This is a genomic window from Bombiscardovia coagulans (genome assembly GCF_002259585.1).
Taxonomy (GTDB): Bacteria; Actinomycetota; Actinomycetes; order Actinomycetales; family Bifidobacteriaceae; genus Bombiscardovia; species Bombiscardovia coagulans.
This window is the reverse complement of record NZ_MWWS01000004.1, coordinates 487009-507427: the sequence shown is the minus strand read 5'-3', so window position 1 is coordinate 507427 and position 20419 is coordinate 487009. Positions and strand designations below refer to the sequence as shown.

Genomic DNA, 20419 nt, shown 5'->3' with positions numbered 1-20419 from the left:
AAGCCGTGTGCTCTGAGTACCTTGCTTGTACCGGAGGGGTGTTCGGGTTAGCTTTGGATGGCTGGTGTGAGGATGGATAGGACATACCGCTATTATTGCCTGTTTTTCTCCCCTGAGCCAGTGTGTTATACAAAAATCAGGGTTGAATCAGGGTATCACCGGATAACACGTGCACCGAAATCCTGCTGTAATAGTGGTATGAGTAATTTCAATAGTTTTCAAGACCCATCCCAAGGACCACGTGCTGAGCAAACGCCTGGTACCTTTGCTGGTCAGGCATCTGGGCAGCCAGAACAAGAAGGTCAGGGCTCTCCACAGTTCCATTCTGGCTCGCAACAATACGCTCCCGGTCCACAGCCTCCGTCTGGTGAACAGGGTTCACCTCAGTGGCAGCAGAACTCTGGTTGGCAGGGTGGTCCTTATGAAGATCGCTATTATGCGGGTCCTCAGTCGGGATATGGTCCTACGGGATCGGGGCCATACAGTGATCCTCATGGCCAAGGGCCTATGAGGGGATACCCGCCAGTTGGTTCGCAGACTGCTTCTCGTTTCTTTAACTGGGTGAGAGGTTCCTACTTGCGCCGTTCTGATAATTGTTGGATTGGCGGTGTTTGCGGTGGTTTGGCCGAACGCTTAGGCTGGTCAACGGCTTTGGTTCGAGCCATTATGTTTATTTGTGTTCTCTTTTTCGGTGCTGGCGCAGCCTTCTATGGCTTCGCTTGGTTTATCCTTCCAGATAGACGCAATACTATTATTGCCGAAGATCTTTTTGCAGGTCAGTGGCGAGGTTCAATGGTGGGCATTATTATTTGCTGGATTGCAGCAGTGTGCTCTAGTTGGTTTGTCTCGCCAATTGTGGCTGCCCTTATTCTCTATGGCTTCTTAGCATGGTCACACAGTCAAGCTCGCCGATATGGATGGGGTTATGGGCCGACTAGTAGGGAGGAGGAACCGCGCCCTTTTGATCCTACTTTCGGCTCTGATGCAGGGGCTGATGCGTTTGCGCAAGCAACTCAGCGCAAGCAGTACCCGTATCAGGCGAGCCGAAACAACACCCAAGGCCAGCAATCGCCGGTAGCGCAGCCTAGCCAGTATGAGAACGAACAAACTGCTTCCGGTTGGCAGCAGACAAATTTTGCTTCCAGTGCTCAATATGTACCAACCTATCGTCCAGTAGTTGCTAGTCACCAGCCAAAGCCAGTTCATCGCCGAAAAGGTGCAGGGCCTGCTGTTGTGTTAGCTGTTTTGGGTATTCTCTTCGTGAGTATTATGGTGTTTTGCCTGATTGCTTTACATCCTGATGCCAGAGTAGATGCCAACGTGCAGCTAGCCTTGATTGTCGGTGGAGGGCTATGCCTCCTCTTAGGTCTACTTATCGTTGGTATGGGATTGGCAGGTCGTCGTTCTGGTGGTCTCACTCCAATAGCCATTATCGGCATGGTAGTGGTGGTTGGTTTGATGGGTGCTTCTCTCAGCTACATTGCTGGAACTCATGAGATTCGTACACGTCTCGAAGGTTACCAAACATACCATCTGTCCCCTGGTCAGGTAACGACTTTCGGCTCAGATCCGGCTCAGATGCAGCGATACCGCGATGGTATGCTGCTGGAAGGCTCGCCAGGTTCTCCAGCACATGTAACGCTCGATTTAAGTAAGTATGAAGATGACAATGGCTCTCATAGGGTTGAAATGGAAGATGGCACTCACTCTAGGTCTGGCTGTCCTACCGGAGATGTGAACTTAGCTACCCGAAATGTAGTAGTAGAGCTCAAGTTGCCTCGGGGATGTTCATATGGCTTACTACATTCATCGCGGACCTTAGGGTTGCGGGATGGTTCACCGTTAACTATGCGTGATTTGTATAACTCCCACAGCGTGCAGTACTGGCCTGGGGAGGGACTGAGATTTGGTGTAAGCCGCTCGGGTGTGCCCTTTGTTGACTGGAATAGGTCGAGCTATGACGATGAAAGTGACGAGTCATATGTTGCTTGGCCTGAATTACAAGTATATCTGGTAGCAAATCAGCAGAGCGATTGTAAGGTCGTCCACGAAGGGCAAGCTACGTTGCCCCAGAGCGCTGACAGTTCAAAGGACAAGACCTCCGACGACTATCGGTCAAAACCAAACGAGGATCAGGATGATGATGAGTGAGCAAGAAGAACCAACACAACTGATAGGACAGGGTAGTACAAACAAGGCAACAGATGCGCAGGACCTGATTGCTCCTGAAACGGAAGAAATACAGCAATCTGAAACCGCACCTCATGTAAGTGCCGAAGATACCAGTACAACCCAGCAACTCAACTCACACGACATTCCTACGAGCCAGAACCATGCTCAGCTACCACTAAACGATGTAGCGTCAGCTGCATATGCTGATCAAGTGTCTTCGGGTAATCAAGTATTAGCAGTACCATCTCTCGGACCAAGTCCAGCAACTATTATATGGGGTATAACGGTAGCTGTGGTAGGTTTAGGCTGCTTGCTATTAGGTATTGGGTTGCCATGGATTGAACATCTTGGCTCTGCCGTCAATCTAGGATTCTTAGTGGCTCTCGCTAGTGGCTCTATTGGCGTCTTCCTACTACTCATCTCCTTGATATGGGGACTGTCCAACTGGTTAAGGTCTCGTAGAAATCGTCAATAGGACTAAAAGCTATACATTCCCCAAAAGGACAAGCAGCACAGGCAGGCCAGACTGCCGCCTATTGCAAGAGCAAAGACGATCCAATGCCCCCAACCTCTAGCTATGATGGGTGTTTGGCTAGTGAATCCATAGTTGCCCATGCCGGAAGTTGCTGACGCATGTTTGCCCTCAAGGTGCGCGCGACCAGCTCTTTGCATGACAGCCGCATTGAGTACATGCTCGATGAGTGCTGCAAGAAGGACAAGGGGAAGTAGGCTCAGCGCTTTCACTATTACCCACAGTTGAACCTGGTTGTCGCTTAATGGTGAGAGCGTCAACGCATGTACCATGACTAGGGCAATGTAAGCTGAGCAGGCCACCAGCATAAGGAAACTTGCCAACCCCTGTGATGCCAGTAGGAGTGGAAGATGTGTACCAAAACGATAACGTTTCATGGATGACTGAGAACGGTTGAATAATCGGCAAAGAGCTATCATCACAGCACCGATGACAGCTAACAGGTTGAAGATGAGGCTGGCAGCCAGCAAAGCGATCAATGTTCCTAGAGATTTGAAGAGGCCAGGTTGCGGGTGTGCAGGTACACTAAAATGCTGCTGGGGCTGGGTGCCGGCAATGAGTGGAGTTGCCCAATCCGAAGTCTTCGTTCCCTGGCAGACAGCACCAATCCAAGCCTCTAAATTATGTGTGTAGTGGTCGTCTAAGGGAAGGTTGGCTTGGGGGAGCTGACTGCCAACTCGCATCTGATGGTTAGTGTTATAGTACCGTACTGTCACATTAGTGTTATTCGATGAACGAGCACGCTTTAAAAGCTCTAGTGTCCCTTGCTCAATAGGCATAGAAGTATCTTCGGTTCCGTAGTTGAGAAGGGCTGGAACTTTGAGCTGATTCCAATACGGTAAGGCATTAAAATCAGCGTATTCCAGTCCCAAGGGACTAAAATTCATGCCTAGCAATTTTGGAATGATGGCTTGTACACCCTGAGGAGCGTGAATCTGATTTAAGTACGAAGTTATGGCCATAGGCATTTGCCTGCGGCCTGGGTATATTGGGGCTGAGGTCAGAATTGAGAAAGCGATGCTGGGATCTTGTGCTGTCATGACAGAAGAAACCCATGTGCCTTCGGACTCAGCATACAAACCGGTTTTGCTGGGATCTACACCAGGCCATGTACGAAGTATAGCTAACGACTTCGTATAATCTTCAGCCATACCTTGGTAATCGCGGTGCAAGGTAGTATAAGTATCCATACGCTTATCCGGAACTAATGTGGTAATTCCTGCTGAAGCTAAGGCAGAAGCCAGGTCGCCATATACTTGTGATGATAAACCTGTACCTGCCCCATGTATGAAAAGACAAGCTGGATGATTGGCAGGTGCATTGACTGGTTCGCGAATAATGGCGTTAACAGAAACATGAGGAGCTAGGCGGACGGTAGTTTTGGTTTCTTTGGTGCGGTAGCTGCCTTCTAAACTGGTGCTGCCAAGTTGTGATGCAATGGTGGTATCAGCAGTTGCAACCTTGACATGGTCGGTATTTTTGGACACCTCCCAAGAGGGGGTAGTTGCTGAACCCAAACCAGCAACAATGGCCAAAAGAACCGTGAACGTTAGTAGAAATATAGCTAGACGCTTTACTTTGTGCACAAATTAACTGTTACACAAGGGGTGCCCCTGGATAGTCTCAGATACCTTGGGCCGCCTCTGCCTGGTCCAGGTTCTCATACCCTGCGAGTCTAACTGTTTCTAGCACTGTAGCCTCTGTAAGGTTAATGTCTAAGGAAGCTAGTTGGACAATAAACGCATCATATAACTGGAAGGTTTGCGAGGAATATGTAGACAGTTCCCCTCGTAAGTATGTTTCAAACGAAGTATCCTCTGGTGTATCATCTGCTGTACGCAAGACCCTCATTGTTTGTCCTACAGTAGGGTAGCGGTCGCGAAAGTCCTGTGCCCACCTTACCTGCTGGTTAATAATGCGTTCTTGCTGGCTCTGACGTTCAATGCCTAACTTAGGTATGAAGGGTGCTATGTGCTTTTGGTATTCATCTGGAGCTGTGGACTCCATCATGCGAGCGTACTTCTCTGTGAGGAGGTTGCGGCCTTCTGTATCTGCTTGATCTAGATCATTCGAGTAGCTTGCTAACAACTTATGGGGCCAGGTAGCGAATTGGCTGAAACGCATCTGGTGGAAGGTCGGCCAATTCCCCTGGCAGTTGGCTCGGCCGCCTTCGTTGGTGACCTGCTGGAACTGTGCCCACTCATGTTTGACAATCTGCTCGCGTAGGTCGTCATCATTAGGAGAGTCCATGTGTATGCTCAGAATGCGGTCAAGACTTGACGCTGTCATCTCTGCTCTTTTCCTGTGCTAGTAAGGTTTTGAACTTAGGTTGATTCTGAATGATGAATGTTGCTTTTCTCAATATTGTAATGACTTTAATGTTGCTGCTTCTAGCTTAGCGTGCTTACTTATGTGCCTGCTGGGTTGTTGCTAAGCAAGTTAGCTGTTTGGTAGACTACCGGTGATATAAGCCTATAGCAGCAAATCGAAGGGGTATGCGGTAATCAATCTACGGTGATTCTGGCAACGTTTGATTGAGACTGTAGTTGGATTGCATTTGCTGTATCAAAGTTGATATAGGAAGGAGATGGTATGAATTGGCCGTTATTACGGCGGAAGCTGATCTCAAATGTGCTCAGCTTGCGCATGGCGGTGATTGTTGTTGTAGCAGTTCTCTTGATTGGACTCCAGTATTGGACCACTGTTCACGCAGGATATGTCATTGCTGACAGTGCTCCTACATTCTTGCGTGGGGTGATGCTCTATAGTATTGATGGAACTGGCACGGCTTTGTATCTGTTTATACTGCCCTTTCTGGCTGCGCTTTTGGGTGGTAGTGTTCTCGCAGTTGAACGTCATAGTGGACGTTTGCAAAATGTGCTTGTGCGCGAAGGACGAAGCGCAACGCTCAATACGTTAACTGTGGCCAGCTTCCTTCTTGGTGGTTTCGGTGGGGTTCTGCCTCTTCTACTGAACCTGTTACTATCTGCCTTGAAAACCCCCAATTTATCCTTTATCGATGGTGAGGCTGCTGTTAAATCATTGAGCACGGATCATTTTATGCTTATTGATCCTGAGTCTTGGCTGTACCCCCTGTATAAGCAGAATCAAGTTCTGTTCATCATAGTGTCAGTGCTCCTTGTATTCTCTGTTTCAGCGGCATTATCGGTGATTGCAATGAGTGCATCACTCTTTACCCGCTATCGATATGTTGAGCTTTTTGTTCCCTTCCTTCTCAGCTTGCTAGTATGGGTAGTTCCTGCGCTCACAAATTGGGTGATACCAGAACAATGGAGTCATAACCTTTACCTGCATTTTGCATTAGGAACTGGAGATAGTGGACCGCGGAATCAGAACATCGTGGGTTTCGTAATGACACTTCTGGGTGCTGGCCTCATTGCAGTTACGGCCCGGCTCATAGACAGGAGCCGTGATGTTCTCTAACATGGTTATAGCCTTCCAACGATCTTCACGGGTCAGCAAATGGCTGGTTGGTGTTGCTTCTCTGTGTTGCATTCTGTATGGTGTGGCAACTGTTGTCTTTAACACAAAGGGGTCTGTTCAAGAAGACACAGGTGGATTTATAATGACGTCTGCCCCGGTTGCTATTACTCCGTTTGCTTTAATGCTGTTCTACCTGCTGAGTACGCATTATGGAGCCTTTGATTTGCTGCGTCGAGACCCTCGAACAGAGTTCTACAGCAATCTGTGTTCTGTGCCTTGTGTTTCTGTATTGAGTAGTGCAGCTAATGTCGTTGTGTTTGTCTTTCTTGAGTATGTAGTGTATTCCCATAGTTTATCGCTCAGTGATTGTTCCATGCTGCTCTTGTTTGGGACGCGATTATTTATTTTGGCAATGACCATGTGTTTGATTGAGCTCCTGTTTATTTGCTGCGGGCTACCTTGGGGTCTGACCACATCAGTACTCATTGGTCTAATAGTGGTAGCTAATTTTGTGCTCACAGTTTTACCAGGAGATGCAGTGAGAGTTGCTTTTTACTTCTGGTATCCAATAGATGACAGATCTTGGTCGCTTGCTCTTACCCAACAAATTATTCCTTTCATCGGTCTGTGCCTACTGCTGATATTTGCTAGCTTAGAAGCCTTTGAACACAAGGACCACTTGGGAGTGTAGATATGCGGACATATAACCAATTATTCGCACTTATGAGGCGCAATAACGGAATGAGATTGCTCCTCCTAGCGGTTTATGCCATTCTAGTGTGGCAATACTATGCTAAAACAATGCCGTCCAGTATCTTTGTAGGTGCATTTCGGCCTGCTGTAGATTCGTTTACCCCTCCTCTGGTAGAAAACATGTATCCTATACTCTTCGTAGTTTGTGGAGTAGCGCTGCCATTAGAGATATTTTCTGAGTATTTAAGCATTCCCGATAGCTTGATCTATATACGGAGGAGGCGGGGCCCCGCTCACTTTTGTCGTTACCTGGCTATCTTGTTCGTGTATTCGGCAGTATATACAGGCATACAGGTGTGGATTGCATTCTTGGTCATACCAGATTGCAATGCAAAGACCCTTCTAAGCACTTCCTTGTGCGCTCAATTTACCCTGATCCTGCTCATGCTGGTATCCAACTTCGGTTACCTTCTAGACAATAGGGCTGCTGGTTACATTTCAGCCCTTGTTCTATATGGATTAGTGTTATGCCTGAATCCGCTCTTGCGTTGGCTTATACAAGATGCGGTTTATCTGCCTCACTGGGTACCAGTGTACGGTGTCTTGGCACTTGTCCTCATTGCTGCTAACGCGTTTGCTTTTAGTCGTTTACAAATAATCTGATAACCCTCATCAGTCACTATCTAAGGAAATAGTATGTACGTACAAGTATCTGAACTCTCAAAAACTATCAAGAATAGGCCGGTGCTGCAGGATGTGAATGCAGATTTTGATAAAGGTCGAATTTACGGTGTGGTAGGTCCGAATGGTTCTGGTAAGACCATGCTACTACGTGCCATATGCGGGTTTATTAGACCAACTCAAGGGCGCATTACTATCGATGGGAAGCTCGTTGAGTTTAACCGGAAGTTGCCGGAAAATGTCGGTGCCATTATTGAGACCCCGGGCTTTGTGGACTCAGAGACAGGCATGCAGAACCTGAAGTACCTTGCCGGGATTAATCAGGCATTCGATGAAGAGGAAACCCATCGGCTTCTGACCGTTTTTGGCCTGGACGAGCACCGTGATAAAAAGGTTAAATCTTATTCGCTAGGAATGAGGCAGAAACTAGCGATAGTGCAGGCTCTGATGGAGCACCAGAACCTCATACTCTTAGATGAGCCGACCAATGGTTTGGATCAGGATTCTGTCTCACAGTTCCTGAATGAAATGGACCATCAGCGTGATTTAGGTAAAACAATTATTGTTGCGACTCATCACAGTGACGAATTACATAAGATTGCAGACGAGATTTATAGCATGCATGACGGGATTCTTCAACACTGAAAGTGTATGAGAGCCTCACCAGTAATGCCCTCAACGCATGTTCCAGTGATTATAAACTGTGCAGGATTGGTGCATTACTGGTGATGTGAGCTTCGATGTAGGGGCGCTGCCATTCTAAGAACGTTTCATGAGAAGTAGTGAGGCCTTCTGCCTGGAGTTCTTCAATAGTTTGCTGGCAGATGAGATCAATTTCGTTTTGGATGCGATCAATGGATGGTGCAGCACCCCTGCCACCTTCGCCAAAGCCTGCGCCTCCAAAGCAGGCTGCTGATGCCAGTTGTAAGAGGGTTTCAAGCTCCTGAGGTACTTGGCTCAGACGGGTAGCTATGCGCCCGCTGATTTCCCTAAGCGCTGCAAATTGCCACTTGTAATAAGGTAGGTAGCCTACAGTCAGAGGGTTATTGATGAGGAACATGAGAGAGGCAGTGGCTTTAGTGAATTCGCTTATCGATAGCCAAGCAGCAGGGCCGTCTCCTCGATCAATCATACGACGGAAGTTGTACTGTCCACTCTGACTCATCATGCCCAACCGACGGGAGATAAGGGAAAAACGGACGTCGTCGGGCATTGACTGAAATCCTTGCTGTGTCTGGAGGAAGGCTCCTAGAGGGTCGGCAAACACTTCACCATTGGTAGCAGCCGCTAGGGTTGCTTCATCGACCAGCATCCATTCGTGAGGAGCATCTTGTGGGGGAGCCTGCTGAAAGCCAGTAATTGAGGCAAAGAAATCTCCGATTTCAAACACTCCCACACGCTTATTGCTACCCTTAGCTCTCACGCTATGCTGACGGGGACCATAACCCATGAAGGTGCTAGGAAGAGCATTGTAATCGGCTTGGAGGTCGTCGCCGATAATGTCATAGTCCTCTCGCGTAAGCCAGAGGCAAAAACCTGGACCATAATCATGGTCTTGTGAGAATTCATCGTCGAACCCATAGCATTCAGATCCATGCCCAACTAGTCCAGCCGCAATTCTGCCTACGTATTCCGGGTACTTGTTTTCAAGCAGGGGTTTGCCATACTGCTCCCAGTAAGCACGAGCCAGTTTGAGACCGGTCATTCGAGATTGTGTCTGTGCTTGTTGGTTTTGATGCATTGCTTTTTCTGCTCGATATGCAGGACCATTAGTTGGTTTGGTTGTTGTCGTATCTAATGCTTCTACGGACTGGCCGGCTGCCTGTGCGTCCCCCAGGGCCTGCTTGAGATTCTGGCTCGTGATGCGGTAGGCGTCACTCGACTGGCCGTAGTTAAGGCTAATGATGTTCAGTGCTTCTTGGTAAGCGGCAGCGGCTTTGCTATATGCGCCTTGCGCGTGAGCTACTTGTGCGTAGCTAGCTAAAGCTGAAGCATAGTGGGGGTGACTTACCAAGTGTCCGGCTTGATAGATCCGTAAGGCTTGAGCAGCATGCTCGCTAGCGGTATCTAGGAGCATGTTTTGGTTAACTTGATCCTCTTGAGTTGCTTGTGCGAGCATGGACAGAGCTAGGTTGGCGTGTGTGGATGCTAGATCGATATCTTGCTCAGGGTTAGGTGAAGAGCCAGTGAGAATAGCCAATGCCTTTTCGAGTTCGCGACTACTTTGTTCTGGGCGTCCAGTATCGCTGTAAAGCATGGACAGATTGTTGTGAAGGGCAGCCAATTTTCGGTCGCTAGGAGCCAAGCGTTTTTCTGCCGAAGCCAGAGCTTGCTGGTATAGGTCTTCTGCTTGTTCGTAACGTCCAGCAGCGCGAAGACCTGTAGCGGCATTTATTAAGGTGGTTATCCAAGCTTCGGTGCCTTCTAGCTGCATTTTTGCTGCTAGTTCTAAGGAACGTTGAATCATCCACATGTTGTCTTCGTGGCGACCGCGAGAACGGTAGAAGCCCATTACTTCATTGAGGACTGTGAGTAGTCCAGCATTATCTCCAGCATTTTCAGCTTCTGCTAGGGCTTGAAGGAGGTATGTTTCAATGTCTTCGTTTGCCTGCTCGGAGTTGAAGAAGGTATCCAATTGTTGCATAAAAGCCGAGCTGTCAAAACTACCGTCTTCATGCAAGTAGGATGCTTGTTCCATGCTGTCGTTGGGCATAAAGCCTCCTTAGCGTAGCCAATATCCTTCTATCTTATTCGGTCAGGCAGAGAGTTACACTGTTACGGTTTCGAGACGTTCTGCCGCGTCTGTTTGGGTTTCAAGTTTCCAGGAGTAGATCACTAATAGTAGGACAGCTAACAGTGCCAGAGGTGCCCCGGCTAAAGCAGGGTAGTGGTAGTTCATGCCACTGAGCGTCAGCGCGCTTCCTCCGAGAGAAGATCCGACTGCGTTACCAAAGTTGAAGGCTACTTGTATGGCTGCACCAGCTATGAGTTCACCACCTCCCTGTCCAGCCTCAACCATGAGGATTTGCTGGGGTGTGGAGATAAAGAAGAGTCCAAACGCAACCCAGAAGGTCAGTATTGCAGTAGAAAGCTGAGAGCCAGGAATACAGAAAATCAAGGTAAGTCCTAAGCAGGAAATGCCCTGTCCTAGGGCTGCTGTGCCAGCATGTCTCCAATGATCCGAGAGAGCACCACCCGCCAGACCGCCGACAACCATGCCAAATCCAGCGAGCATCATCAGTAGAGAAACTGCGCCTTTTGACCAGCCTCCAACCTGAGTTAACCATGGGGAGATGTAGCTCCACCAACAAAAAATACCCGCATTGCCTGTAAAAACGGCTAGCAAAATGACCCACGGACCACGATGCTTGAGGAAGCGGAACTGTCCGCGGATACCTGAGTCTGGAACCGGCTGAATATCAGGAATCCATGCCAAGGAGAGGAAAATAGTAGCTGCACCCCAGACTGCCAAAATAGTGAAAGAGAGACGCCAGCTGGCATATTCAGCAAGCAAAGTTCCGCCCGGTACACCAAGCATATTAGCCAGGGTTTGTCCGGTTATGGTTACTGAAACAGCTCGGGCTTCCTTGCCTGGCTGAGCAGTTGATTTGGCAATATAGGCTGCGGTACCAAAGAAGGCACCGTGGGGCAGTCCAGCAATAAAACGTGCAACAATCAGCATGGTGGAAGACACTGAAATAGCTGACAAGGTATTACCAAGGACAATGAGGGACAAAAAGAGAATAATCAGCCGCTTAGGTGGTACTTTCCGGCCAAAAACTAGCATGAGCGTGCCTATGCATACACCAATTGCGTAGGATGAAACAAAGTTGCCTGCTTGCGGAATACTGACATGCAAGGCCTGGGCAGTTTGGGGCAAGATACCCATCATGACAAATTCAGCAGCTCCCAATGCAAAAGCACCAGAAGCTAGTGCAATCAAACGTTTCTTCATGCCATGCTCTGTTCATAGAAGTAATGGTGTACATATATCTGTCAGCAATCACATACAGCGGCTGTGCCATCTCTGGTGTGAAACCTGGTGTATGGCCGGCTTGTCGACAGACGCAATGAGAAATAATACGCTGACCTGTACTCTAAGTGTGGGTTGCTGTTGTTTGTTAGATTACAGAAACAAGTACGTGGCATAATAGGTACAGCTGTCGATACGCTAAGACAGAAGAATTGACTCGGTGCTTCTGAAAGGGCTAAGATGACACCTGTTAGTTGCGGAACTTGTACGGTTCATACTCTCGGATTACCTGTCACAACGGCAATTCCAGCAGAAAAAGGAACTTTGCCGAAACAGATGTTCTATGCTAAAAGGTCTATATCAACTAAGCTAAAACAGCGTTTTACTCGAGACCTAGATTCAGCAGTCATGCTGGCTCTGCTACGATCAGCCAACACTGGGATTGCTGATGGTGAGCGAGTCAAGGAAATTTTGATTATCGGGCTAGAACTTACCTGTCAGGAAGTGCCTTCAGAGGTTGTTGACTATATTGCACAAATGCGAAGTTCTGGCATTATTTTCGTCTGCCATAGGAAAGCAGATGAAGAAGGCAAAGAGTATGCTCTTGCTACTCGACGTGCGCTACCTGTTAAGCCTGGTTACCTGCCTCAATTCCGTGTATACATAGGTCCTTGGCGCACCCTTGAGCAGACAAAACTAGTCCTCAAAGGAGAGAATCTGGATGAAGTTTGGGACAACTTCAATGCACAGGTTATTTTTGACAGCACAGATGGTCGGGATTTGGATGCCCAAATAGCCAGACATGCGGAGATTGTGGGCCTTGTGGCCGAAGAGACCAAGCTATCAAAAGACCATGCCCGCACTAAAGATCCAGCTCAACGCAATGAAATCTATACCAGACTCCATAAAATTCGGACCAGACTTCGACAGATGGGTGCCTTGGATTAGACCTGTATACTTCTAGCGACGAACAACTGGCTAAAGGTGTCCTAGCAGTGCGTCCGTCCATCAGCAAGAACCGGCATCTGGTTTGAGTACGTTGAAGGCTCAGTGCTGCTGACGAGTTGTTACCAATATGCTGTTATGGTTGCAGGGAAATAGTAGGAACTTGTGTTGCTGCGAAGTTTGTGTTGCTGCGATGACAATAGTTGGTATAGAAAAAGGCTCCCACAGTGGGGAGCCCTTTTGTCCTATAAACTACTTCTTAGCAGCTTTGTTATAGCTGGCTATGTCGGTGGCTGCTTTCGTTTCTGCATCCTGCATAGATGCTTTCATATCCTTGCCGCTGAGGGCATCGTTGAAGGAAGCAATAACATCCTTGCGGATCAAGGGGAAGGCACCAGTTCGGCATCCTAGCGATACGCTGGATAGGGGAGTGGTGTCGAGCTGCTTGTAGAAGACCTTCATATTGGGGTCAGCCATGAGAGCCTTACCTTCAGGTTCTTTAGCAGCTTCTTTATTGGCAAAAAGGTAGCCTGTGGACTTCGAGAACAATGCTTGAGCATGAGGGCTCATCAAGTACTTGCCAAACTCAAAGGCAGCTTTTTGCTCTGCTTCACTGTGATTGCCTTTAATGACCCACAGGGAGTTACCACCCATGAGAGGACCGGCTTTCTTTGAACTTGAGGTGGAGGGGAATTGTGCAACAACAACGTTGTCTGCAGGGCCCATCACTGTGTATGCTGCTGAAGAACTGAGTGCAATTCCCAGCTTATTTGCTGAGAAGTTAGCAGCCACGTCTGTGTTCCGAGTACCAGTATTGAGACCTACACCTGACTTGAACATGTCGGCTATCTTCTGGAAGGTTTTCACCTGCAAATCAGAGCTCATGGTGATTCCCGTGACAGGTTTTCCATTTTGTCCATTGTCTGGATTGCAGATATTCATGCCACCAGTCGCGGAGAGTACTTCAAGCATCCACGAATCTGACATGTACTGACCATAGCCATAAGCGCCAGTCTTGGCATGGATTGTGTTTGCCCATTGAACAACTTCATCGAAGGTCAAAGGTGGGTTGGAGGGGTCTAGTCCAGCCTGAGTCGCCAGTTGCTTGTTGATATACATCGTGGGGACTGAGATGGACATAGGAAGGGACAGCATGCCCTTGGAATCTGAATAGTATTTCCGTGCAATCGCAGGTACAACTGAGTCGTCGAAGGACTTGTCTCCCTTGGCTAGCTCGTAGATAGGTGTTGCCTGCTTACTGTCGATCATGAAAGCTGTGGAAGTACCGTCAGTCTGCATGATAGAAGGAGTGGACTTGGATTGCACTGCTGCAGAGAACTTTTGCTGAGCATCAGTATAGCTACCTTGGTAGGACGCCTTAACCTTGATCTTGCCCTCATGCTCCTTGTTGAATGTGGAGACAAGGTCATTGATGGTCTGTACTGCATGGCCTGCGCTAGAGTACCAGAAAGTCACTGTTTGTTCACCCTGGGGGGTTGAACTAGCAGTTTCATTTTTGGCACCGCCGCAAGCTGATAAGGCCATCACAGGGATGATGGCTGCTGCGGTGAGAGTAATGAGTCGATGCTTTCGCATGATTCTTCCTTTCATTACGCCCCCTCCGTAGGGGCAAACCTGTGTAGTGAATTGCTGTTTACTGCGATTCACTTAAGTCCTCCTGCTACGGTCATGCCGCGCAGTGATTTGTTGAAGCATAAGGTGAGTATTAGGGTCGGGAGAATAGCTATCGCTGAACCAGCTAGTACGACGCCCATATGAGAAGATTCGGCTCCAGAAAGTTGAGTGATGCCGACCTGGATGGTGCGGCTCTCTGGAGAGTTCGTAACTAAGAGGGGCCAGAAGTACCCGTTCCAGGCTGAGACTGCAGAATTGATTGTAGCTGCAAGAACAGTGGATTGAGTGATCGGCAGGAGTACGTGGAACATGAAGCGGAAGTGTCCAGCTCCGTCGATAGAGGCTGCATCCCTTAATTCGCTAGGGAAAGACCGGAAGGCCTGTCGGAAGAGAAATACGGTGAAACCTTGTACTAAGTATGGTAGGAAGATAGCTGGGAGGGTGTCGATCAGTCCCCAACTAGTCACACTAAGATAGTTGGACAATATCGTCGTTTCGCCCGGTATCATGAGGCTGAGCAAGAACACCATCATCCATAGTTGCGGGCGTTTGAAGTTGCAGAAGACGATAGCATATGCCGCTAAAATAGCTGTAATAATCTGACCTGCAGTTTGGCAAACAGTGACTACAATGCTGTTGCAAACCTGACGAACCAAAGGCATCGATCTAGCTGCCGATGTGAAGTTGGAGAAGGTGGGTCTGCTGACGTTTCCACTGGCATTGAATGTCAAAGCACCTATAAAAATATAGAGAACCGGAAGTAGGACGATGGCCGTGAGAATAATGCCTAATAGGACCATCAGACCTTGTGAGAGTTTAGAGCGACGGACCATCAGTAGCTGACCTTCCTATCCATAAGCTTGAATTGCAGGAGCGTGAGGATGAATACGAAGGCGAACAGGACAATCCCGAGTGCGGAGGCAATGCCAAAGTTTGCACTACCTGCACCGAATGCTGCTGTGTAAATGTTGTAGGTGATTGTCGTGGTTGCCTGTCCTGGTCCACCCTTGGTCATGACATTAATTTGAGCAAAAGCTTGCAGGGTTTCAATGCAAGCTGTAACAGCTATGTAGAACAAAGTGGGGCTGATCAACGGTAGTATCATCGATCGCTGGATGCGTGCTTCGGTAGCACCATCCATTCGGGCAGCTTCAAGGATTTCAGGATCTACAGCGTCAATGGCTGCGCAAAGAAGAATGAGGGTAAAGCCGAGACCTGTCCATATGGTTACGACAGTAATAGTGGGGAAGGCCCAACGAGGATCGGTTAGCCAGCCAACAGGACTGATATTAAACTTCTCTAGAGCAGAATTGATGATGCCTGTGGGGCTGAAGATTGCAAGAAAACCTAGGGAAGCTGCTGCTACAGAGACGCTAACAGTTGATGTCATTGCAATACGGAATACTTTGTTGCCTTTAAATTGGCGGGTAAGGAAGATAGCCAGAAGAGTTCCAAGGATGAGTCTACCTAACACAACAACGACAGCGTAGATGATAGTGCGCACCAGTACCGAGATGAAGCTTGGATCAGTGAACACAGTGATGTAGTTTTCTAATCCGATGAATCCAGATGGTGAGCCAAACAGATCCGTGCCTTGCATACTCATAACTACTACGCGGGCTAGTGGTATGAAGGAGAATACTGCTAAGAGAGCGAGGCCCGGAAGCATCATAAGAGAACCGGTGATGCGGTTGTGACGTACTGATGTGGACTGATTATGTGAGTTGGTAGCACTGTCCTTATCAGGTGAGTTAGCTGACGATTGCTTGCGTACCGACAAGATTGCAACTCCTTCCTATCATTTTACGCGACCGAGGGTCATCGCTCGTACCATGAATCTGTAAAGCTTGTACGGGTGGTTTGCACAAATATGTTTGCCAAAGCCACTGAGTGTTAGAAGCAGGGAGTGGATGTTTGAGCTCAAAACCCTTCCATCGAGAAATGTTTATCAACGAAGAGGTTCTCATTGCTTCTCTCAAGAGCATAGAGGGGTGCTCAATGATGGGGTTGAATACCTGATTGTCACTGATTTTGTGAACCAATACGTTATTCTTGCCCATATCCGCTCCTTTGCGGTTGGGACTGTTGTCTTCTTCCTCTGACTCCCCACAAACACCAATTCAGAGAATAGTTGGTCGATACCAAGGCATGCGTGCCTGCTATCAACTTGCACCTCCCTGTTTGGGTGACGCCCGGCGGGTAGCCGTAACGTAGCTTCAATGAGCAGCTGTCGAAAGTTCCTACCGAATAATACCACTGAAAATGACAAAACCGTATTACGGCGCCGCCGAAGCCATACTAGATTAATTACTAGCAGGTGTTTAAAGCGAGTTGACTGGGTTATGAAGCTTTGTGGAACAAGTGTTGTATAGTGTATAACTCTTGTTTACTTGCGGACAAAGGGGATCGTTTATCGCTATGGACAAACGGATTACGGTATATTGCGGAGCAGCTTTAGGCAAGGATGAGCGCTATGTGCAGCTAGCGAAAGAACTTGGACAGTGGATAGCTCGGTCTGACTGTGCCTTGGTATACGGCGGTGCAAGAGTCGGCTTAATGGGTGTTGTTGCTGACTGCGTGCTTGCTGAGGGAGGAGAGGTATATGGGGTAATGCCTCAAATACTCGTGGAGCGAGGGGCTGGCCATCAAGGTCTCACGCACATGGAAGTTGTAGACAACATGGATGTACGCAAAAAACGCTTGATGGAGCTAGGGGATGCGCTTATTGCAATTCCTGGAGGCCCGGGAACACTCGAAGAAATGGCTGAAGCGTTCTCTTGGGCTAGGTTGGGTCTTAATGACAAGCCAAATGTATTTTTCAACATCGACGGGTATTGGGACCCGGTACGAGAGATGTTTGATGTCATGGTTGCCAAGGGGTTCTTGACACAGGTTGATCGTGACAAGTTGTTCTTTACCGATTCCTTCAGTGAACTGGAACAAGTTATAGCTAACTACACTCCGCCTGCCATCCGTACTTATCCTGATGCCGGTGCGTAGTTGCTTTATAAAACAATGGTCAGTATGTGAACTCCACCAGTTTGTATGGAAGACAGATGAAGGTTATAGGATGCTGCCAATATCGTGCTGGCAGCATCTTCTGTAACCAGGAGTTTCATATTTTCTGCTTGCCGTTATACAGCTATTAATTCGAGTGTAGCTAGTAATGCAGTTGGTATCCTATTGACAGATAACCAATGAAAGTAAAGTGCTGTCGGTAGTAGTGAGACCTAGCAGAAATGGTCGGGGTAGGGGGATTTGAACCCCCGGCCTCTTCGTCCCGAACGAAGCGCGCTACCAAGCTGCGCTATACCCCGCAACACCGTTCTATATGTTACACGCACCGCAAGTCAATTGCTATACGGGGCGCGGCATCTTTCTTCTCATGAGATGATTACTAATATTTGTATGGAAGTACTGACATTTGCGTACACTCTTCTCTATGACTGACTTTGAACAACATGGCACGCAGGGCGAAGACGTGCCAGAAGCAGAGACTCGTATGACTGCCCTTGAGCGGGCTCAATTACTGCTTGATCAAGATACAGCTATTGCTCAACGAATTAATGAGGGCAGTGAGCTGGAATCCGCCATTGATCCCAGTAATCGTGAGTTTGGTCCTCAAGCACAGCCCGAGCAAGTACAAATGCGTGTAGCTAAGAGGGCGCTCATGCTTAAGGAGGGCATAGCTCCCTATCCGGTTCACTTGGACGTGACAGAACGCATAGAGGACGTGCGTGCCAAGTATGAGGGCAGCTTGGAACCTGGTCAAGAGACTGAAGACATGGTAGGTATAGCCGGTCGCGTGCTCTTTATGCGTAATGGTGGTGGCTTGTGCTTCGTCCAGCTCGCAGCGGGTGATGGTACCCGTATTCAGGGCATGCTGGCTAAGAAGGAGTTAGGGGAAGAATCCCTCAAATCATTTAAGCAGTTGGTTGATCTCGGTGATCAACTCTATTTACGCGGCAGGGTGATTGCTTCAAAGACTGGTGAACTTTCAGTCTTTGCCACTGATTGGGCCATTGCTGCCAAGGCTTTACAACCACTTCCGGCCCTCCACAAAGAGCTTTCTGATGAACAGAGGACCCGTAAGCCGTATATAGCCATGATTGCTGACGAAAAGACCCGAACCATGGTTCGCCAGCGTTCAAAGGTAGTTTCTTCCCTGCGTAGGACCTTTGATTCTCAAGACTTTTTAGAGGTTGAGACCCCTATGCTGCAAACGGTCCACGGTGGTGCCGCAGCCCGGCCTTTTACTACCCACATGAATGCCTTTGACATCGATCTCTTCTTGCGAATCGCTCCAGAGCTCTTTTTGAAACGTTGCCTTGTTGGCGGTATTGATAGGGTTTTTGAGATTAACAGAGATTTTCGCAATGAGGGTGTAGATGCCACTCATGCTCCAGAGTTTACGATGCTGGAAGCCTACCAGGCCTATGGCACCTATGACACCATAGGTGACTTAACGAAGAATCTTATTCAGCAGGCTGCAATCGATGCTTTTGGTTCAACTAAGGTCACGCTTATTAATGGTGAAGAGTACGACTTTGGCGGTGAGTGGAAGCAGATGACTATGTACGGGTCTCTGTCCGAAGCCTTAGGGGAGGAAATTACACCTGATACAAGTGTGAAGCATTTGGGCACTATTGCTGACAAGCTGGGTGTAGAGAGAGATGACGTGGAAAACCACGGCAAATTGGTTGAGCACCTATGGGAGCATTTCTACGAGGATAAGCTCTACGAACCTACTTTTGTCCGTGATTTCCCTGTTGAAACATCACCTCTGGTTAAAGCGCATCGCACCAAGCCAGGCATGGTGGAAAAGTGGGACCTCTATGTCCGCGGCTTTGAGCTGGCTACCGGGTATTCGGAACTGAATGACCCTGTGGTACAGCGGGAGCGTTTCATTCAGCAGGCTAAGGATGCGGCAGCCGGAGATGCTGAGGCCACAGACATTGATGAGGACTTCCTAGAAGCCTTAGGTGTTGGTATGCCTCCTACAGGTGGCATGGGGATGGGCATTGATCGTCTTCTCATTGCACTTACTGGCGCCAGTATTCGTGAAACCATTACCTTCCCATTGGTTAAACCGCTGGCATAGTTCTCTGAATTCTTGCGTGAGAGCCCAAATGAAGTATAGATACTCGCTTGGGCTCTTAATTAATACCGTACGCTGTCGGAGTTTAACTCAATGAATGTGACGGTATCGCTCCAAAACGTTATTTGCTTCGGTAACAGCATTTTGCGCAGGATCCGCTGCTGCCCTACAGCAGCCTTGTGCTCATTAAGCTACAGCTTGCGCTAGTGCTTGCCTAGTTGATGGTTCTATTGTGGACAGTAGTTCACTGAGCAACAGGCAAATCTGGATTGCGTTCTTGCAGTGATCCTTTGCCGTTCTCTGGACTGGTTGCATTAGCAGATGCCTTGCTAAGGGTAGTCTTTCTAAAGCATTTGCGCCTTATACCTGAGTGGGGGAGTGCGTTAGGTAGGTATGTTTTTAGTGCTTTTCTGATTCATTGTAGGAAACTACAGAAGATCCTATCTCGGTCGAAACGGTTGATTAAACTGGAAGCTATGACTTACAAATTAGTATTGCTCCGGCACGGCCAGAGCGCATGGAATAATACAAATCAATTCACCGGTTGGGTAGACGTGCCGCTGACTGAGCAGGGCGAGGAAGAAGCTCGCAAGGGTGGTCAGCTGTTGAAGGACAAGGGTGTGCTTCCTGATATCGTCTTTACCTCATTGCTGCGTCGCGCCATCAACACGGCTAACCTTTCTCTTGATGTGGCTGACCGTTTATGGATTCCAGTCAAGCGTGATTGGAGGCTCAACGAGCGTCATTATGGTGCCCTTCAGGGTAAGAACAAGGCTCAAATACGCGAAGAGTATGGCGATGAAAAGTTCATGCTATGGCGCCGGTCTTACGCCACTCCACCGCCTGAGATTGATATTGATGACGAGTATTCGCAGACACACGATCCTCGTTATGCAGGCATTGAAGTACCTCGTCACGAAGCATTAGCTAATGTGGTTGAGCGTGTAACTCCATACTGGGAGTCTGACATCATTCCTGAACTTAAGAACGGTAAGACGGTTATGATTGCAGCTCACGGTAATTCGCTGCGTGCAATTGTCAAGATGCTTGACGGTTTGAGTGAAGAAGAGATTGCAAAGGTTAATATTCCGACGGCTATTCCACTGCTCTATGAGCTTGATGACAACTTTAAGCCCATTAAGCCCCGCGGTGAATATCTCGATCCAGAAGCGGCTGCAGCAGGTGCGGCTGCGGTAGCAGCCCAAGGACAGAAGTAAGGGCAGATACACCAACGGGTGTCTACATC

The 20419-nt window shown here is 48.4% G+C and carries 18 protein-coding genes and 1 tRNA gene; 10 read left to right on the top strand and 9 right to left on the bottom strand.

Annotation, left to right across the window (positions count from 1 at the left end; translation table 11 throughout):
- The first annotated feature begins 198 nt into the window (after positions 1-198).
- Together BOCO_RS03895 and BOCO_RS03890 are read left to right on the top strand one after the other, a co-directional pair.
- Positions 199-2151 carry a PspC domain-containing protein gene (locus BOCO_RS03895; RefSeq protein WP_158520408.1) on the top strand — a complete coding sequence of 651 codons (1953 nt, stop codon included), beginning with the start codon at positions 199-201 and terminating at the stop codon, positions 2149-2151.
- A complete protein-coding gene (locus BOCO_RS03890) occupies positions 2144-2647 on the top strand; it encodes a hypothetical protein (RefSeq protein WP_148140053.1) in 504 nt (167 codons plus the stop codon). The genes BOCO_RS03895 and BOCO_RS03890 overlap by 8 nt, the downstream gene beginning before the upstream one ends.
- Before the next feature lie 2 nt (positions 2648-2649).
- Here BOCO_RS03890 and BOCO_RS03885 read toward each other — a convergent pair whose 3' ends face one another.
- Both BOCO_RS03885 and BOCO_RS03880 read right to left on the bottom strand, forming a co-directional pair.
- Positions 2650-4290 (bottom strand): alpha/beta hydrolase family protein, encoded by a 1641-nt coding sequence (locus tag BOCO_RS03885; RefSeq protein WP_094722755.1) that lies wholly within the window; start codon positions 4288-4290, stop codon positions 2650-2652.
- A gap of 37 nt (positions 4291-4327) precedes the next feature.
- The gene (locus BOCO_RS03880) at positions 4328-4954 is read right to left on the bottom strand and encodes a DUF4125 family protein (RefSeq protein WP_094722956.1); all 627 of its coding nucleotides are present in this window, start codon (positions 4952-4954) and stop codon (positions 4328-4330) included.
- Positions 4955-5296: 342 nt separating this feature from the next.
- Here BOCO_RS03880 and BOCO_RS03875 point away from each other — a divergent pair, with 342 nt between their 5' ends.
- From BOCO_RS03875 to BOCO_RS03860, 4 genes are all read left to right on the top strand, one after another.
- Positions 5297-6148, top strand: coding sequence for a hypothetical protein (locus BOCO_RS03875; RefSeq protein ID WP_094722754.1), 852 nt, complete (start codon positions 5297-5299; stop codon positions 6146-6148).
- Positions 6138-6839 carry a hypothetical protein gene (locus BOCO_RS03870; RefSeq protein WP_094722753.1) on the top strand — a complete coding sequence of 234 codons (702 nt, stop codon included), beginning with the start codon at positions 6138-6140 and terminating at the stop codon, positions 6837-6839. The genes BOCO_RS03875 and BOCO_RS03870 overlap by 11 nt, the downstream gene beginning before the upstream one ends.
- A gap of 356 nt (positions 6840-7195) precedes the next feature.
- Positions 7196-7504 (top strand): hypothetical protein, encoded by a 309-nt coding sequence (locus BOCO_RS07385; protein ID WP_148140052.1) that lies wholly within the window; start codon positions 7196-7198, stop codon positions 7502-7504.
- A 33-nt stretch (positions 7505-7537) separates the two neighbouring features.
- On the top strand, positions 7538-8167 hold the full coding sequence (locus BOCO_RS03860) for an ABC transporter ATP-binding protein (RefSeq protein WP_094722751.1): 630 nt from the start codon (positions 7538-7540) through the stop codon (positions 8165-8167).
- Positions 8168-8216: 49 nt separating this feature from the next.
- On the opposite strand, the gene BOCO_RS03855 is transcribed toward BOCO_RS03860, so the two are convergent.
- The gene (locus BOCO_RS03855) at positions 8217-10235 is read right to left on the bottom strand and encodes a DUF4037 domain-containing protein (RefSeq protein ID WP_094722750.1); all 2019 of its coding nucleotides are present in this window, start codon (positions 10233-10235) and stop codon (positions 8217-8219) included.
- Positions 10236-10289: 54 nt separating this feature from the next.
- On the bottom strand, positions 10290-11477 hold the full coding sequence (locus BOCO_RS03850) for an MFS transporter (RefSeq protein ID WP_094722749.1): 1188 nt from the start codon (positions 11475-11477) through the stop codon (positions 10290-10292).
- A 258-nt stretch (positions 11478-11735) separates the two neighbouring features.
- Here BOCO_RS03850 and BOCO_RS03845 point away from each other — a divergent pair, with 258 nt between their 5' ends.
- Entirely contained in the window at positions 11736-12443 is a 708-nt protein-coding gene (locus tag BOCO_RS03845) for a DUF4391 domain-containing protein (protein WP_094722748.1), read from the top strand.
- Between the two features lie 249 nt (positions 12444-12692).
- On the opposite strand, the gene BOCO_RS03840 is transcribed toward BOCO_RS03845, so the two are convergent.
- The 4 genes from BOCO_RS03840 to BOCO_RS03825 all read right to left on the bottom strand — a co-directional run bounded on the left by BOCO_RS03840 (position 12693) and on the right by BOCO_RS03825 (position 16135).
- Positions 12693-14036 (bottom strand): ABC transporter substrate-binding protein, encoded by a 1344-nt coding sequence (locus BOCO_RS03840; RefSeq protein ID WP_094722747.1) that lies wholly within the window; start codon positions 14034-14036, stop codon positions 12693-12695.
- A 68-nt stretch (positions 14037-14104) separates the two neighbouring features.
- Complete coding sequence (locus tag BOCO_RS03835) at positions 14105-14908, bottom strand: carbohydrate ABC transporter permease (protein WP_094722746.1); 804 nt, start codon at positions 14906-14908, stop codon at positions 14105-14107.
- Positions 14908-15855, bottom strand: coding sequence for a carbohydrate ABC transporter permease (locus tag BOCO_RS03830; protein ID WP_244568726.1), 948 nt, complete (start codon positions 15853-15855; stop codon positions 14908-14910). The genes BOCO_RS03835 and BOCO_RS03830 overlap by 1 nt, the downstream gene beginning before the upstream one ends.
- Positions 15827-16135: a hypothetical protein gene (locus tag BOCO_RS03825; RefSeq protein WP_094722745.1), complete on the bottom strand. Its 309-nt coding sequence runs from the start codon at positions 16133-16135 to the stop codon at positions 15827-15829. The genes BOCO_RS03830 and BOCO_RS03825 overlap by 29 nt, the downstream gene beginning before the upstream one ends.
- 358 nt (positions 16136-16493) lie before the next feature.
- Between BOCO_RS03825 and BOCO_RS03820 the strand changes: the two genes are divergently transcribed.
- A complete protein-coding gene (locus BOCO_RS03820; RefSeq protein ID WP_094722744.1) occupies positions 16494-17075 on the top strand; it encodes an LOG family protein in 582 nt (193 codons plus the stop codon).
- Between the two features lie 240 nt (positions 17076-17315).
- Here the strand turns inward: BOCO_RS03820 and BOCO_RS03815 are convergent.
- Positions 17316-17392, bottom strand: a tRNA-Pro gene (locus BOCO_RS03815).
- A gap of 185 nt (positions 17393-17577) precedes the next feature.
- Between BOCO_RS03815 and lysS the strand changes: the two genes are divergently transcribed.
- Both lysS and BOCO_RS03805 read left to right on the top strand, forming a co-directional pair.
- Positions 17578-19176 carry a lysine--tRNA ligase gene (lysS, locus tag BOCO_RS03810; RefSeq protein WP_244568750.1) on the top strand — a complete coding sequence of 533 codons (1599 nt, stop codon included), beginning with the start codon at positions 17578-17580 and terminating at the stop codon, positions 19174-19176.
- Between the two features lie 473 nt (positions 19177-19649).
- Entirely contained in the window at positions 19650-20390 is a 741-nt protein-coding gene (locus BOCO_RS03805) for a phosphoglyceromutase (RefSeq protein ID WP_094722954.1), read from the top strand.
- The last annotated feature ends 29 nt before the right edge of the window (positions 20391-20419 follow it).